This is a genomic window from Cellulomonas sp. ACRRI (genome assembly GCF_022346185.1).
Taxonomy (GTDB): Bacteria; Actinomycetota; Actinomycetes; order Actinomycetales; family Cellulomonadaceae; genus Cellulomonas.
The window spans coordinates 1-14,267 of sequence record NZ_JAKRMS010000114.1 but is presented as its reverse complement, the minus strand read 5'-3'; the positions used below and the strand labels follow the sequence as shown (position 1 = coordinate 14,267).

Annotated in this window: 14 protein-coding genes and 1 pseudogene; 6 read left to right on the top strand and 9 right to left on the bottom strand. The window is 75.6% G+C overall.

What is annotated here, in order from left to right; translation table 11 throughout:
• The first annotated feature begins 225 nt into the window (after positions 1-225).
• The 4 genes from MHY85_RS16750 (at position 226) to MHY85_RS16735 (ending at position 4,385) form a co-directional block, all read left to right on the top strand.
• The gene (locus MHY85_RS16750; RefSeq protein WP_239198360.1) at positions 226-1,029 is read left to right on the top strand and encodes a MerR family transcriptional regulator; all 804 of its coding nucleotides are present in this window, start codon (positions 226-228) and stop codon (positions 1,027-1,029) included.
• 297 nt (positions 1,030-1,326) lie between these two features.
• Entirely contained in the window at positions 1,327-2,688 is a 1,362-nt protein-coding gene (locus MHY85_RS16745) for a deoxyribodipyrimidine photo-lyase (RefSeq protein WP_239198357.1), read from the top strand.
• Between the two features lie 242 nt (positions 2,689-2,930).
• Positions 2,931-3,497, top strand: a complete 567-nt coding sequence (locus tag MHY85_RS16740) for a DoxX family protein (protein ID WP_239198354.1) — start codon at positions 2,931-2,933, stop codon at positions 3,495-3,497.
• A gap of 324 nt (positions 3,498-3,821) precedes the next feature.
• A complete protein-coding gene (locus tag MHY85_RS16735; protein WP_239198351.1) occupies positions 3,822-4,385 on the top strand; it encodes a DoxX family protein in 564 nt (187 codons plus the stop codon).
• A 105-nt stretch (positions 4,386-4,490) separates the two neighbouring features.
• Here MHY85_RS16735 and MHY85_RS16730 read toward each other — a convergent pair whose 3' ends face one another.
• The 7 genes from MHY85_RS16730 to ligA form a co-directional block, all read right to left on the bottom strand.
• Positions 4,491-5,036, bottom strand: coding sequence for a GNAT family N-acetyltransferase (locus MHY85_RS16730; protein ID WP_158374620.1), 546 nt, complete (start codon positions 5,034-5,036; stop codon positions 4,491-4,493).
• Positions 5,037-5,186: 150 nt separating this feature from the next.
• On the bottom strand, positions 5,187-6,695 hold the full coding sequence (gene gatB / locus MHY85_RS16725; protein WP_239198348.1) for an Asp-tRNA(Asn)/Glu-tRNA(Gln) amidotransferase subunit GatB: 1,509 nt from the start codon (positions 6,693-6,695) through the stop codon (positions 5,187-5,189).
• Positions 6,692-8,206 carry an Asp-tRNA(Asn)/Glu-tRNA(Gln) amidotransferase subunit GatA gene (gatA, locus tag MHY85_RS16720; protein ID WP_239198345.1) on the bottom strand — a complete coding sequence of 505 codons (1,515 nt, stop codon included), beginning with the start codon at positions 8,204-8,206 and terminating at the stop codon, positions 6,692-6,694. The genes gatB and gatA overlap by 4 nt, the downstream gene beginning before the upstream one ends.
• 1 nt (position 8,207) lies before the next feature.
• The gene (gene gatC, locus MHY85_RS16715; protein ID WP_239198342.1) at positions 8,208-8,504 is read right to left on the bottom strand and encodes an Asp-tRNA(Asn)/Glu-tRNA(Gln) amidotransferase subunit GatC; all 297 of its coding nucleotides are present in this window, start codon (positions 8,502-8,504) and stop codon (positions 8,208-8,210) included.
• A gap of 36 nt (positions 8,505-8,540) precedes the next feature.
• Positions 8,541-8,954: a pilus assembly protein CpaE gene (locus MHY85_RS16710; protein ID WP_239198339.1), complete on the bottom strand. Its 414-nt coding sequence runs from the start codon at positions 8,952-8,954 to the stop codon at positions 8,541-8,543.
• Positions 8,955-9,021: 67 nt separating this feature from the next.
• Entirely contained in the window at positions 9,022-9,816 is a 795-nt protein-coding gene (locus MHY85_RS21935; protein ID WP_239198336.1) for an N-acetyltransferase, read from the bottom strand.
• Entirely contained in the window at positions 9,813-12,266 is a 2,454-nt protein-coding gene (gene ligA, locus MHY85_RS16700) for an NAD-dependent DNA ligase LigA (RefSeq protein ID WP_239198333.1), read from the bottom strand. Before ligA ends, MHY85_RS21935 begins: the two co-directional genes overlap by 4 nt.
• Positions 12,267-12,407: 141 nt before the next feature.
• Here ligA and MHY85_RS16695 point away from each other — a divergent pair, with 141 nt between their 5' ends.
• On the top strand, positions 12,408-12,632 hold the full coding sequence (locus MHY85_RS16695) for a helix-turn-helix domain-containing protein (protein ID WP_239198330.1): 225 nt from the start codon (positions 12,408-12,410) through the stop codon (positions 12,630-12,632).
• A gap of 113 nt (positions 12,633-12,745) precedes the next feature.
• Positions 12,746-13,132, top strand: coding sequence for a hypothetical protein (locus MHY85_RS16690; RefSeq protein ID WP_158374636.1), 387 nt, complete (start codon positions 12,746-12,748; stop codon positions 13,130-13,132).
• A gap of 33 nt (positions 13,133-13,165) precedes the next feature.
• Here MHY85_RS16690 and MHY85_RS16685 read toward each other — a convergent pair whose 3' ends face one another.
• Both MHY85_RS16685 and MHY85_RS16680 read right to left on the bottom strand, forming a co-directional pair.
• Positions 13,166-13,516: a helix-turn-helix domain-containing protein gene (locus tag MHY85_RS16685; protein ID WP_239198326.1), complete on the bottom strand. Its 351-nt coding sequence runs from the start codon at positions 13,514-13,516 to the stop codon at positions 13,166-13,168.
• Between the two features lie 187 nt (positions 13,517-13,703).
• Positions 13,704-14,267 (bottom strand): annotated as a pseudogene (locus MHY85_RS16680) (hypothetical protein); the annotation flags it as partial.

The following is a 14,267-nucleotide window of genomic DNA, read 5'->3' as shown; positions in this document are numbered from 1 at the left end:
GCCGCACGAGTCACCCGACCCGCCCTCTCCCGCCGAGTTAGGGCCCTGCCGCGTCCTATCTCAGCGGGACGGTCCTATCTCGGCGGGAGAGGGCGGGTCGGGTGACTCGTGCGGCCGGGTCGGCGGGCGCGGGGCGGGAGAGGTTGCGGTTGACGCGGCGTCAACGCCTACCGTCGAGCAGCGACGGCGGAACGACCGCCGTCGGCGACACGACGGGACGGGCGCATGACCGGCACGACGGGCACGACGGGCACGGAGCGGTGGACCACCGCCGAGGTGGTGCGGCTGTCCGGCGTGACGTCCCGGACCCTGCGGCACTACGACGCGATCGGGCTGCTGCGTCCGGTCGGCACGGCGCCGGGCGGTCAGCGGGAGTACGGCCGCGCCGAGCTGCTGCGGCTCCAGCAGGTGCTGGTGCTCCGGGAGCTCGGGGTCGGGCTGGCGGCGATCGGGGAGATCCTCGACGCCGGCGGCCGGGTCCCCGGCGCGGACCCGCGGCGCGTCCAGGCCGACCGGCTGCGCGAGCACCACGCCGCGCTGCTGGAGGAGCGGGACCGGCTGGACCGGCTCGCCCGCACCGTCGCCGCCACCATCGAGTCCCTGGAAGGGGGCACCGACATGCCTGCTGACGAGATGTACGAGGGCTTCGACCACCGCCGCTACGAGGCGGAGGCGCGCAAGCGCTGGGGCGACGCGGCGGTGGACCGCGGCACCCGCGCGTGGGAGGACCTGTCCGACGACGAGCGGGAGGCGCACCGGCGCGAGGGCGAGGCCGTGAGCGCGGGGCTGGCCGCGCTGCTGGCGGCGGGCACGCCCGTCACCGACGCCGCGGTGCGGGACCTGGTCGCGCGGCACCACGCCTGGGTCTCCCTGTTCTGGACCCCGGACCCGGAGGCGTACCGGAACCTGGCTGCCATGTACGTGGACGACCCGCGGTTCGCCGCGACGTACGACGCCGTGGCGCCCGGGCTCGCGGTGTACCTGCGGGACGCGGTCGCGGCGCACGCGGACGCGGTCGCCGGTCGCTGACCGACCCGCGAGGTCGGGACCAACGGCCCAACCACGGGTCGCCGCGCCGGGGCAGGCTGGGCGCACGGACCCACCGGTCGTCTCTCCCCCGGGGCGACCACCGGGCTTCCCGCCCGGGGTCCGCTCCGGTCACCTGGTGACGACGACCCGTCACCAGGTACCCCCAGTCGAGGCACCATCGGCTCATCGCCCGGGCCGGTGGTGCCTCGACGCAGGTCCACGAGCCCGCGCGCCGGGGCACGGCGGCCGGCGCACGCACGGCTCGCGACCCCCGGTCCCCGTGGCTACCGTCGCCGGGTGACCGCGATCCACTGGTTCCGCCGCGACCTGCGGCTCGGCGACAACCCGGCCCTGCACGCGGCGGCCGGGCAGGGCGACGTGCTCGCGCTGTACGTGCTCGACCCCCGGCTGTGGGCGTCGTCGGGCGCCCCGCGGCGCGCCTACCTGGCCCGGAGCCTCGCGGCGCTCGACGAGCAGACCGGCGGCCGGCTGCTGGTCCGCCACGGCGACCCGCGCGAGGTGGTGCCGGCGGTGGCCCGCGAGGTCGACGCCGAGGCGGTGCACGTGGCCGCGTCGACCGAGCCGTTCGGGCGGCGCCGCGACGACCAGGTCGAGTGGACCCTGGAGGAGGACGGCCGGGCGCTGGTCCGGACCGGTTCGCCGTACGCGGTGACGCCGGGCCGGGTCCGCAACCAGTCCGGCTCGCCGTACCAGGTGTTCACGCCGTTCCGCCGCGCCTGGGCCGAGCACGGCTGGCACTCCCCCGCCCCGGCCGCTGCGGAGACGGCTCGCGCGATCACGTTCCTCGACGGCGGCCGGTCCGACGCCGCGCCGGACGCCCCGGTGCCCGACGGGCTCGCGCTGCCGGAGGCCGGCGAGGCGGCGGCGCTCGCCCGGTGGGCGGAGATGCTCGACGGCCCGCTGTCGCACTACAAGGCGGAGCGCGACCGCCCGGACCTCGACAGCACCTCGCGGCTGTCGGTCCCGCTCAAGTGGGGCGAGATCCACCCGCGCACGATCCTGGCCGACCTCGCGCACCGGCGGGGCGAGGGCGCCGACACGTTCCGCGGCCAGATCGCGTGGCGGGACTTCCACGCCGACGTGCTGTTCCACCACCCGCGGGCGGCGCACGAGTCGCTGACGCCGGTCGTCCCCGAGGGCGCCTGGGTGAACGGCCGCGCGGAGGCGGAGGCGCTCGCGGCCTGGGCCGAGGGCCGCACGGGCTACCCGCTGGTCGACGCCGGGATGCGGCAGCTGCGTGGCGAGGGCTGGATGCACAACCGCGTGCGGATGGCCGTCGCCTCGTTCCTGGTCAAGGACCTGCACGTCCGCTGGCAGCGCGGTGCGGACCACTTCATGGCGTGGCTGGTGGACGGCGACATCCCGCAGAACCAGATGAACTGGCAGTGGGTCGCCGGGACCGGCCGGGACGCCGCTCCGTACTTCCGGGTGTTCAACCCCGTGACCCAGGGCGTGAAGTTTGACCCGCACGGGCACTACGTCCGGCGCTGGGTGCCCGAGCTCCGCGACATCCCCGGCAAGGCGGTGCACGAGCCCTGGAAGATCCCCCGCTCGGCCGCCCCGGACTACCCCGAGCGGATCGTGGACCACGCGCACGAGCGCGCCGTCTCGCTCGGTGCCTACCAGTCGATGCGCTGACGCCGGGCCGGCCCAGCGCCGCGAGATCGGTGCTTTCGCGCGGTGGTTGCACCCACCGATCTCGGCGCGAACCACAGGTCTCGGCGATCCCGGGCGCTGGGACAGAGGTCCCGGGTTCCGGGCGATCGCGTCCCGGGGGCCCCGGCGGCGGGGCGAGTCAGGACCTTCGGCCCCTCCGTCCAACGGGACGAAGCGGGACATTGGGCGCATCGTCACACCGTCGTGATCCGGAGGCAGCCGCCATGTCCGCACCCACCCTCTCGCGCTCGTCCGCCGCACCGGCCCCGCTGCCGGCCCAGGAGGACGTCGTCACCTCCCTGAACGCGCGCCGCGCGCTCGCCGCGACCCGGCTGGCCACCGGGTTCATCTTCCTGTGGGCCTTCGTCGACAAGACGTTCGGCCTCGGCTACTCGACCCCGTCCGAGCGGGCCTGGATCAACGGCGGCACGCCGAGCCAGGGCTTCCTGAACAGCGAGGCGGTCGTCGGCCCGTTCAAGGGCCTGTTCCAGTCGATCGCCAGCCCCGCCACCGACGTGCTGTTCATGCTCGGCATGCTTGGCGTCGGCCTCGCGGTGATGCTGGGCATCGGCCTGCGGGTCTCCGCCTGGTCGGGCTCGCTCATCATGATCCTGATGTGGGCCGCGGAGTGGCCGCTCACCGCCGGCTCGACGAACCCGCTCGTCGACTACCACATCGTCTACGCCCTGGCCCTGATCGCCTGCGCGACCTGCCTGGCGGGCGACACCTGGGGGCTCGGCCGCGTGTGGCGCGAGCTGCCGGTGGTGCGGGCGCAGCGCTGGCTGCGCTGAGGACGCGGCCGGCGGCGGACGGAGACCGCCGCCGGCCCGCTGCACGACGAGGCGCCCGTCCCGACCCGGGGCGGGCGCCTCGTCCGCGCGCGGGGCGGTCCGGCGCCGTGGCCACACCCCCCGCGGACTGGGACGGAGGTCCCGGGTCTGGCCCTTCCCGCCCCGGGACCGAGGTCCCGGGTGACCGGCATCCGGGTGACGCGGAGCGCTTTCCAGCAGCGACACGCAGGGAGTTCGGGACTTCCGTCCGGGGTGCGGGGCCTCGGACGGGAGGACATTGGGAAAGTCATCACAAGGTGAACCCCACACAAGAAGGCACGGATCATGACCACGATCACCACCCCCCGCACCGAGGCGGCCCCCGCGACCTCGCGGACCCAGGAGGACGTCGTCACCTCGGTGGCCGCCCGCCGCGTGCTCGCCGCCCTCCGTCTCTCGACGGGGTTCATCTTCCTCTGGGCCTTCCTCGACAAGACGTTCGGGTTCGGCTACTCGACGGCCTCGGACGCGGCCTGGATCCACGGCGGCGCGCCCAGCCAGGGCTTCCTGCAGTTCGCGGCCCAGGGCCCGCTGACCGGCTTCTTCAACGGCATCGCCAGCCCCGCCTCGGACGTGCTGTTCATGCTCGGCATGCTGGGCGTCGGCCTGGCGGTCATGCTCGGCATCGGCACCCGGGTCGCGGCCGGCGCCGGCTCGCTGATCATGGCGATGATGTGGCTGGCCGAGTGGCCCCTCATCGCGGGCTCGACCAACCCGGTCATGGACTACCACATCATCTACGCGCTGGTCCTGGTGCTCGTCGCGCTGACCGCCGGCGGCGACACCTGGGGCCTCGGCCGCTGGTGGAAGAGCCTGCCGATCGTGCAGAAGAACCGCTGGCTCATCTGACCGACCAGCACCCCTGAGCGGCCCGGCCGCTCACCGCAGGCGCGAGGCGCCGGTCCCCACCCTCCCGGGGACCGGCGCCTCGTGGCGTGCGTGCGGGGGCCGCGGTCAGGCCGCGCGCAGCGCCCGGTACTCGTCCTCGAGCATCCCCATGTCGATGCCGTCGCACCAGCCGTCGCCGTCGCGGTACGCGTCCCGCCGGCGCCCCTCGACCCGGAACCCGATGTTCTCGTAGAGCGAGCGGGCCCGCGCGTTGATGCTCAGCACGTCCAGCCCGACCCGGTGCAGGCCGATCCCGTCGAACGCCAGGCCCAGCACCAGCTCGATCGCCTCGGTGCCGTAGCCGCGGCCGCGGTACGCCGGCCGCATGACCAGGCGCATGTTCGCCGAACCGACCACCTCGTCGATGTCGTTCAGCACGATCTCGCCGAGGTACTCGTCGGAGCCGTTCGCGGTGATGGCCAGGTCGATCCGGCCGTCCAGGCCGGAGACCGTCGCGCACCAGGCGTCGATCTGGGCGCGGGTGAACACCGTCGTGGTGCCGGTGGTCCGCATCCCCTCGGGGTCGTTGACCATGTCCCACATCGCCGGCGCGTCGTCGGCGCGGATGGGGCGCAGGTGGATCATCTCGCCCTCGAGCGTGGGCTTCTCCATGGGACTGCCTCCTCGTCGACCCGAGCCTAGGCACTGCGGGTGACCGTCGTGTTTCGCCGCGCGGTCGCGCGCGTTCCGCGTGGGGCCGTCCCCGCACGCGACGGCGGCGCGGCCCCGGTCCGCCCGGGTGCCGCGCCGCCGTGGTGGTGCTCAGGCCTGCACGCGCTCCAGGACCAGCTCGCGGACGCGGCCGGCGTCCGCCTGGCCGCGGGTCGCCTTCATCACCGAGCCGATGATCGCGCCCACCGGGCCGAGGTTGCCGGAGCGGATCTTCGCCGCGATGTCCGGCTGCGCGGCCAGGGCCGCGTCGATCGCCTCGAGCAGCGGGCCGTCGTCGGACACGACCTCCAGCCCGCGGGCGACGACCACCGCCTCCGGGTCGCCCTCCCCCGCGAGCACACCCTCGAGCACCTGGCGCGCCAGCTTGTCGTTGATCCGCCCCGCGTCGACGAGCTGCTGGAGCTGGCCGATCTGCGCCGGGGTGATCGGCAGCTCGGCGAGCTCGACCTCCTGCGTCTTGGCGGTGCGGGCCAGCTCGCCCATCCACCACTTGCGCGCGGCGGCCGGGCTCGCGCCCGCGGCCACGGTCGCCGCGATCAGCTCGACGGCACCCGCGTTGACCACGTCGCGCATCTCGGCGTCGGCGTAGCCCCACTCGCCCTGCAGCCGGCGCCGGCGGGCGGCGGGCAGCTCGGGCAGCGCAGCGCGGATCTCCTCGACCCACTCCCGCGACGGGGCGACGGGCACCAGGTCGGGCTCCGGGAAGTACCGGTAGTCCTCGGCGTCCGACTTCACGCGGCCGGCCGTGGTGATGCCGGTGTCCTCGTGCCAGTGCCGGGTCTCCTGGGTGACCGAGCCCTGCGCGTCGAGGATCGCGGCCTGGCGGCTGATCTCGTACCGGACGGAGCGCTCGACCGAGCGGAACGAGTTCACGTTCTTGGTCTCGGTGCGGGTGCCCAGCGGCGCGGTCGGCGTCGGGCGCAGCGAGACGTTGACGTCGGCGCGCACGTTGCCGCGCTCCATCCGCGCCTCGGAGACCCCGAGCGCCCGGAAGATGTCCCGCAGCGTCTGCACGTACGCCCGCGCGACCTCGGGGGCGCGCTCGCCGGCGCCGGTGATCGGCTTCGTGACGATCTCGACCAGCGGGATGCCGGCGCGGTTGTAGTCGACCAGCGAGTACTCCGCGCCCTGGATGCGGCCGGTGGAGCCGCCGACGTGGGTGTTCTTGCCGGCGTCCTCCTCCATGTGCGCGCGCTCGATCTCGACGCGGAACACGGTGCCGTCCTCGAGCTCGACGTCCAGGTAGCCGTCGTGGGCGATCGGCTCGTCGTACTGCGACGTCTGGAAGTTCTTCGGCACGTCCGGGTAGAAGTAGTTCTTCCGGGCGAACCGGCAGGTCTCCGCGATCTCGCAGTTCAGCGCGAGGCCGATCCGGATCGCGTACTCCACCGCGGTGCCGTTGACGGCGGGCAGGGCGCCCGGCAGGCCCAGGGACACCGGCGTGACCGCGGTGTTCGGCTCGGCGCCGAACGTCTGCGGGGCGCCGTCGAACATCTTGGTCGCGGTGCCGAGCTCGACGTGCACCTCGATGCCGATGACCGGGTCGAACCGGGCCACGGCCTCGTCGTAGTCGACCAGGTCGACGGTCTGGGTGCTCACTCGCCCACCTCCAGCTCGGGAGCCTTGGCCAGCAGCGGGCCGCCCCAGTTCTTCTCCAGCAGCGCCTCGAGCGCGGCGCCCACGCGGTAGAGCCGGTCGTCGGCCTTGGCCGGGGCCAGCACCTGGAAGCCGACGGGCAGGCCGTCGTCCGACAGGCCGTTCGGCAGCGACATGCCGGGCACGCCGGCGAGGTTCGCCGGGATGGTGGCGACGTCGTTGAGGTACATCGCCAGCGGGTCGTCCAGCTTCTCGCCGAGCTTGAACGCCGTGGTGGGCGCCGTCGGGGAGACCAGCACGTCCGCCTGCTCGAACGCGTTCGCGAAGTCGCGCTGGATGAGCGTGCGGACCTTCTGCGCCGAGCCGTAGTAGGCGTCGTAGTAGCCGGCCGAGAGGGCGTAGGTGCCGAGGATGATCCGGCGCTTGACCTCGTCGCCGAAGCCGGCGCCGCGGGTCGCGGCCATGACGCGCTCGGCGGTCACGGGGCCCTCGGACGGCTCGACCCGGAGGCCGAACCGCATGCCGTCGAACTTCGCCAGGTTGCTGGACGCCTCGGACGGCAGGATCAGGTAGTACGCGCCGAGCGCGTACTCGAAGTGCGGGCAGGAGACCTCGACGATCTCGGCGCCCGCGCCGCGGAGCAGGTCCAGCGACTCCTCGAACCGCGCGAGGACGCCGGGCTGGTAGCCCTCGCCCTGCAGCTCGCGGACGACGCCGACGCGCACGCCGGTGAGGTCGCCGGTCGCGCCCTGCCGGGCCGCCGCGACCAGACCGGGCAGCGGCTCCGGGATGGAGGTCGAGTCGCGCGGGTCGTGCCCGCCGATGAGCTCGTGCAGCAGGGCCGAGTCCAGCACCGTGCGCGTGACCGGGCCGGCCTGGTCCAGGCTGGAGGCCAGCGCGATGAGGCCGTACCGGGACACCGAGCCGTACGTCGGCTTCACGCCGACCGTGCCGGTGACGGCGCCGGGCTGGCGGATCGAGCCGCCGGTGTCGGTGCCGATGGCCAGCGGGGCCTCGTAGGCCGCGACCGCGGCGGCCGAGCCGCCGCCGGACCCGCCGGGGATCCGGTCCAGGTCCCACGGGTTGTGCGTGTTGCCGTACGCCGAGTGCTCGGTCGACGACCCCATGGCGAACTCGTCCATGTTGGTCTTGCCGAGGATCGGCAGGCCCGCGGCCTTGATCCGCTCGACCAGGGTCGCGTCGTACGGCGGCACCCAGCCCTCGAGGATCTTCGAGCCCGCCGTGGTCGGCAGGCCCTGCGTCACGACGACGTCCTTGACGGCGATCGGCACGCCGGCGAGCGGGTGCAGCTCCTCGCCCGCGGCGCGGCGCGCGTCGACGTCGGCGGCCGTGGCCAGCGCCTCCTCGGCCGACACGTGCAGGTACGCGTGCACGGCGGGCTCGACGGCGGCGATGCGGTCCAGGTGGGCCCGCGTCACCTCGACGCTGGTGACCTCGCGGGCGCGCAGCTTCTCGGCCAGCTCCGACGCGGAGAGGCGGGTCAGGTCGGTCATCTCACTCCTCCCCGAGGATCTGCGGGACGAGGAACTTGCCGTCCTCGGACGCGGGGGCGCCGGACAGCGCCTGCGCCTGCGTCAGCGGCTGCTCGGGGACGTCCGGGCGGAACACGTTGGTCATCGGCAGCGGGTGGCTGGTGGCCGGCACGTCGGGCGTGGCGACCTCGCTGACCCGGGCGACCGACTCGACGATCACGTCGAGCTCGCCCGCGAGGCGGTCGAGCTCCTCGGGGGTCAGGTCGATCCGCGCCAGGCCCGCGACGCGCGCGACCTCGTCACGAGAGAGGGAGGACATGCCCTGGAGTCTAGTCGGGACCCGGTCCCGGCCGGGTCAGACCCGCGCGGCCGAGACCAGCGCCAGCACCGCGTCCGCGTAGGCGTCCTCGGCCTCCTCGGCGGCGAACGACCGCTCCGGCTGGCCCGGCAGCTCGACGACCACGAGGTACGAGCCGTCGAGCGCCCGCGCCAGGCTCCGGAACGTGCCGCCGAGCAGCTCGCGGAGCTGGTCCTCGCGCGGCAGCCACACCGCGTCGTCCTGGGTGACGGAGTCGAGCGCCCACTCGGTGGTGCCGTTGAACCCGAGCACCGTGCCGCTCGGGTAGGCGTGCGGCTCGATGGTCATCTCGCTGATGGTGAAGACCTCGCCGGCCAGGGCCGGCTGGCGCAGGGCGAACCGGTCCCCGGACGTCGGCGTCCAGCGCAGGCCCGCGGCCTGCAGGAGCTCCGCGCGCTCGATGGCGATCATCGCGCCAGTATCGTCCGAGCCGTCGCGGAACGCGCGGCGCCGGGGCGCGGGTCGGGACGCCGAGGGGTCAGCGCTCCCAGTACGCGTACCGCTCGGCCGCGCGGAAGCCCTCGGCCGCGTACAGGTCCGCCGCGCCCGCGTTCGCGGCCTCGACCTGGAGGAACGCGCGCGTCGCGCCACGGTCGGCCGCCGCGCGCACCCCGAGGCGGGTCAGCAGCCGGCCGAGCCCACGGCGCCGGGCGGCCGGCGCGACCATCAGGCAGGACAGCCCGGTCCAGCCGTCCTCCAGCGCGGCCCGCAGCACGCCGAGGGTCGCGCCGTCCGCGTCCGCGGCCGTCAGGTACAGCGCCGGCGAACCGGTGACCACGGCCCGCGCGACGGCGGCGTCGACCGTCCCGCCGGCCGCCTTCACGCCGAGCCAGCCGGCCAGCCAGGCGTCGTCGGGCGCGTCGGCGACGGCGACCCGGAGGGCCGGGGGCACAGCGACCCGCTCGGGCGGCAGCGCCACCAGGTCCCGGACCAGCACGTCGGTGACCGCGCGCTCGGCGTAGCCCCGGGCCGCGAGCGCGGCGGCGAGCCCCTCGGGCGCGCCGGAGCACACCCGGACGACCGACGGCTGCCCGGCGGCGGCGTACACGGCCTCGACCCGGCCCAGGGTCGCGTCGAGGTCCGCGGGCGCCGCGAGCGGCAGCGCGCTGTTGGCGCGGCGCGTGAACCCGCCCGACAGCCCGAGCCGCCAGCCGTCCACGTCCCGCGTCGCCGCCGGGCGCCAGGTGGCGGCCTCGACCAGCACGCCGGGCGGGACCGGCGCGGTGCGCGTCGCCGACCGGACGGCTCCCGCCGCGCTGCCCGCGCCGGTCACGAGGCGTCCGCGTCGTCCGCGTCGTCCCCGGCCGGCGCGTCCGGCCCGTCGTCCCCGGCCGGCCCGTCGTCCTCTGCCGGCGCGTCGCCCACGGCCGCCGGACCGCCGGCCAGCAGCGCGACGAACCCCGCCTCGTCCAGGATCCGCAGCCCGAGCTCGATCGCCTTGGCCTCCTTCGACCCGGCGTTCTCCCCCACCACCACGTAGTCGGTCTTCTTGGACACGCTGCCCGACGCCTTGCCCCCGCGGGACAGCACGGCCTCCTTGGCCTGGTCCCGGCTGAACCCCTCGAGGCTGCCGGTCACGACCACGGTCAGCCCCTCGAGCGTGCGGGGAGCGGACTCGTCGGCCTCGTCGGCCATGACGACGCCCGCCGCCTGCCACCGGTCCACGATCGCCGCGTGCCAGTCCTCCGCGAACCAGTCGATGATCGAGTCGGCGATCGTCGGCCCCACGCCCTCGACGGCGGACAGCGTGGCGCGCGCCTGCTCGGCGTCGTCGAGGGCCGCGCGCAGCGCCGCCATCGAGCCGAAGTGCTGCGCGATCGCCCGTGCGGCGGTCGGCCCGACGTTGCGGATGCTCAGCCCGACCAGCACCCGCCAGAACGGCTTGGTCTTGGCCGCGTCGAGCTCGTCCAGCAGCGTGCGCGCCTGCTCGGACGGCACCTCCTCGTACTCCGGCAGGTGCTCGCCGCGGGCCTCGGCCTCGCGGCGCGCCTTCACGCTGTACGTGACCCGGCGGCGGAACGGCGTGCGACGGCGGACCGTGCCGTCCTCGTCGACCCGCGGCTCGCCGGTCTCGGGGTCGCGCACCACCACCTGCACCTGCCGGAGCAGGGCGAACGACCGCTGCCGGACCCGCTCGCGCTCGTCCTCCGGGGCGTCGGCCGGCCACGCGACCAGGTCGAACAGGTCCGCCTCGTTCACCACCGGGGGCGTCTCGGGCACCTCCGGCTGGGTCAGGGCCGCGGCCGTGACCTCGCCGAGGGCCTCGATGTCGAGCGCCCCGCGCGAGCCGATGTGCTCGACGCGGCCGCGGACCTGCGCCGGGCAGGTGCGGGCGTTCGGGCAGCGCAGGTCGACGTCGCCCTCGCGCATCGGGCGCAGCGTCGAGCCGCACTCGGGGCACTCGGTCGGCATGGTCCAGTCGGTGCGCGGGTAGCCGTCGTCCGCGAGCGCCGTGACCGGACCGACGATCTCGGGGATCACGTCGCCGGCCTTGCGCAGCACCACCATGTCGCCCGGGCGCACGCCCTTGAGCGCGACGACGTCCTTGTTGTGCAGCGTCGCCATCGACACGGTCGACCCGGAGACCCGCACCGGCTCCATCACCGCGTACGGCGTGACCCGGCCCGTGCGCCCGACGTTCACCTCGATCGCGAGCAGCCGGGTGTTCACCTCCTCCGGCGGGTACTTGTAGGCGATCGCCCACCGCGGCGCCCGGCTGGTCGCACCGAGCCGGCGCTGGAGCGCGAGCTCGTCGACCTTGATGACGACGCCGTCGATCTCGTGCTCGTACGCGTGCCGGTGCTCCCCGACCTCGGCGATCCGCGCGGTCACGTCCGCGAGCCCCGTCACGACGCGCGAGTGCGGCGAGACCGGCACGCCCCAGCCCGTCAGCAGGTCGTAGACCTGGGACTGCCGCTCCAGGCCGGTGGCGCGGGCGGCGCCCCAGCGCAGCGCGCCGATGCCGTGCGCGTACATGCCGAGCGGCCGGCTCGCGGTCACCCGCGGGTCCTTCTGCCGCAGCGAGCCCGCGGCGGCGTTGCGCGGGTTGGCGAACGGGGCCCTGCCCGCCGCGACCTGGGCCTCGTTGAGCCGCTCGAACGCCTCGACCGGCAGGAACACCTCGCCGCGGACCTCGATCAGCTCCGGGTGCGTGGCCGGGTCCCCCGCCAGCACGTCCGGGATGCTGGCGATCGTGCGGACGTTGAGCGTGACGTCCTCGCCCGTGCGGCCGTCGCCGCGGGTGGCGGCCCGGACCAGGCGGGCAGGGCCGTCGCCGGTGCGCTCGTACAGCAGGGCGATCGCCAGCCCGTCGATCTTGAGCTCGGTCAGGTAGCCGACGCCCGCGCCCTCGGGCAGCTCCAGGTCCCGGTGCACCCGCTCGGCCCAGGCGGCGACGTCCTCGCTCGAGAACGCGTTGTCCAGCGACAGCATCCGCTCGACATGGTCGACCGCGCGGAACTCGGTGGAGAACGTGCCGCCGACGTTCTGGGTGGGCGACTCCGGCGTCCGCAGGCCGAACTCCGGGTAGGCGTCCTCGAGCGCCTCCAGCCGGCGCAGCGTCGCGTCGTAGTCGGCGTCGCTCGCGAGCGGCTCGTCGCGCACGTAGTAGGCGAACTGCAGCTCCCGGACGCGGTCCGCCAGCTCGGCCCACCGCTGGCGCGCGGCGGCCTCGTCCAGGCCGGAGTCCTCGGGGTTCGTCGTCTCGGGTCGTGTCGCGTCCACGGGCACATCATGCCGCGCGCCCCCGACACGGCACCCGGGCGGGCCCGGAGGGCGGGGCTTCCCGCCGCGGCACCCGGCTCGCTAGGCTGCTACTCATCAGTCTGTAGACAGAGAAGTAGCACGACCCCGACCGTGGGGCGCGTGGAAGGTGAGCTGCAGGTGACGGTGGGGCGGCGCGTGCGCCGCCTGAGGCTCGAGCGCGGGATCAGCCAGGAGGCCCTCGCGCGCGACGTCGACATGCACCGCACCTACCTGGGCGGCGTCGAGCGCGGGGAGCGCAACCTCACCCTGCGCTCCGTCGAGCGCCTGGCCGACCGCCTCGGCGTGCCCGTCCGCGAGCTGATCGGCGAGGCCCCGGAGGGCTGATCCGAGCAGCCTGTGGACGACCGGGCCCACGTGTCGGTGGTCGCACCCACAGTGGGTGGGACGAGGGGCACGGCCGCGCAGGAGCCCCTCGGCAGGCCGACCGAGGAGGACCCGTGACCCCCGAGCACGACCGACCGACCTGGCAGGCGGACCCCTGCCCCGACTGGTGCGTGGTGCTGCACGCGCAGGACGACGACGTGCGCGACCGCTCGCACGTGAGCACCTCGATGTCCGTGGCCGCCCGGCAGCTCCTGAGCGGTCCCGGCGCCGCCGTCTCGCCGTTCGCCGAGCGGGAGCCGGCCGGGCGGCCCGGCACGCCCGACGCGCTCGACCGCACCGCGGCGGCCGACCTCGCCGTGTGCCTCCACCGCCGCGACGGCGCGCGCACGACCTGGGTGTACGTCGGCGACGGCGCGGTGCAGCACCTGGAGCTGAGCGCGGAGTCCTGGCACCGGCTGATGCCGGCCCTCGACCGGGTGCTCGACCTGGCCGGGACCTGACCGGCGGGCGGGCCGGCCGCCCGCCGGCCTCGCTCAGGACGCGGCGGGCCCCCGGGGCGCCCGGTCGGCGTCGCCGGGCCCGGGCGCACCGGGCGTCGGCTCGGCGGGCTCGGCGTCGCCGGGCTCCGGCGCACCAGGTCCCGGCTCGCCGGGACCTGGCTCGCCGTGCTCCGGCGGGGCCAGCAGGGCGACCGGGTCCACGCCCAGGCTGTCCGCCAGCCGCTCGAGCGACCGGAGCGAGAGGTTGCGCTCACCGCGCTCCACCGAGCCCACGTACGTGCGGTGGTTCCCGATCAGCTCGGCCAGCTCCTCCTGGCTCAGCCCACGGGTCGCGCGGATGCGCCGGATGTTCCGTCCTACGGTGCGTTGCAGTTCGCCGTCCACACCTGCGAGCGTCCCGACCCGCTCCTGATGGGTCTACACACGGATGAGTAGCACCGCGGCCGTCCCGCGGGAGCCGGTCCGGGGCGCGTCACGGAGCTCCTCCGACGACGGGAGGGCCCGCTGAGCCACGTCGCGGCGGTCCCGGCGCCTGGACGTCGGGCGCGCCCGAATCGCTGCGTCCCCGGCGTCAGGACGCCGGGTGCGCCACCGTCGCGGCGGTCGCGCGTCGCCGGGCGCGCCAGGCCGCCGTCGCGCCGCCCGCCACGAGCAGCACCCCGACGGCGGCACCGCCGAGGGCCGCGCCGGCGAGCGCCGCCGACCCCTCGGCGAGCACCGTCTGCGTCGCCCGCCCGTCGACGGTCCACGTGCACACCGCGCGCGGCGGCAGCAGCGAGGACGACACCGCCGCGTCGCCCTCCCCCGCGGTCGCCGCGGCGACGCACGTGCCCTCCTCGGCGAGACCGGTGCGCAGGGTGGACGTCACGAGGCCCACCCACACGACGAGCAGCACCACCAGGCCGACCACGGCGAGCCCGGCCCCGGCGACCAGCACCGCCGCGTGCCGCCGGCCGAGCCACGTCCGCCGGCGGACGACGGCCCCGCCCCGGGCGGCCGCGCCGCCGGGCGCGCCCACGCCACCCGACGCACCCGCGCCACCCGACGCACCCGCGCCACCGGGCGCGTCCACGCCCCGCGACGACCCCGCGCCGGCGGGCGCGCCCGGTGGCGCGGGTGCGTCGGGTGGCGCGGG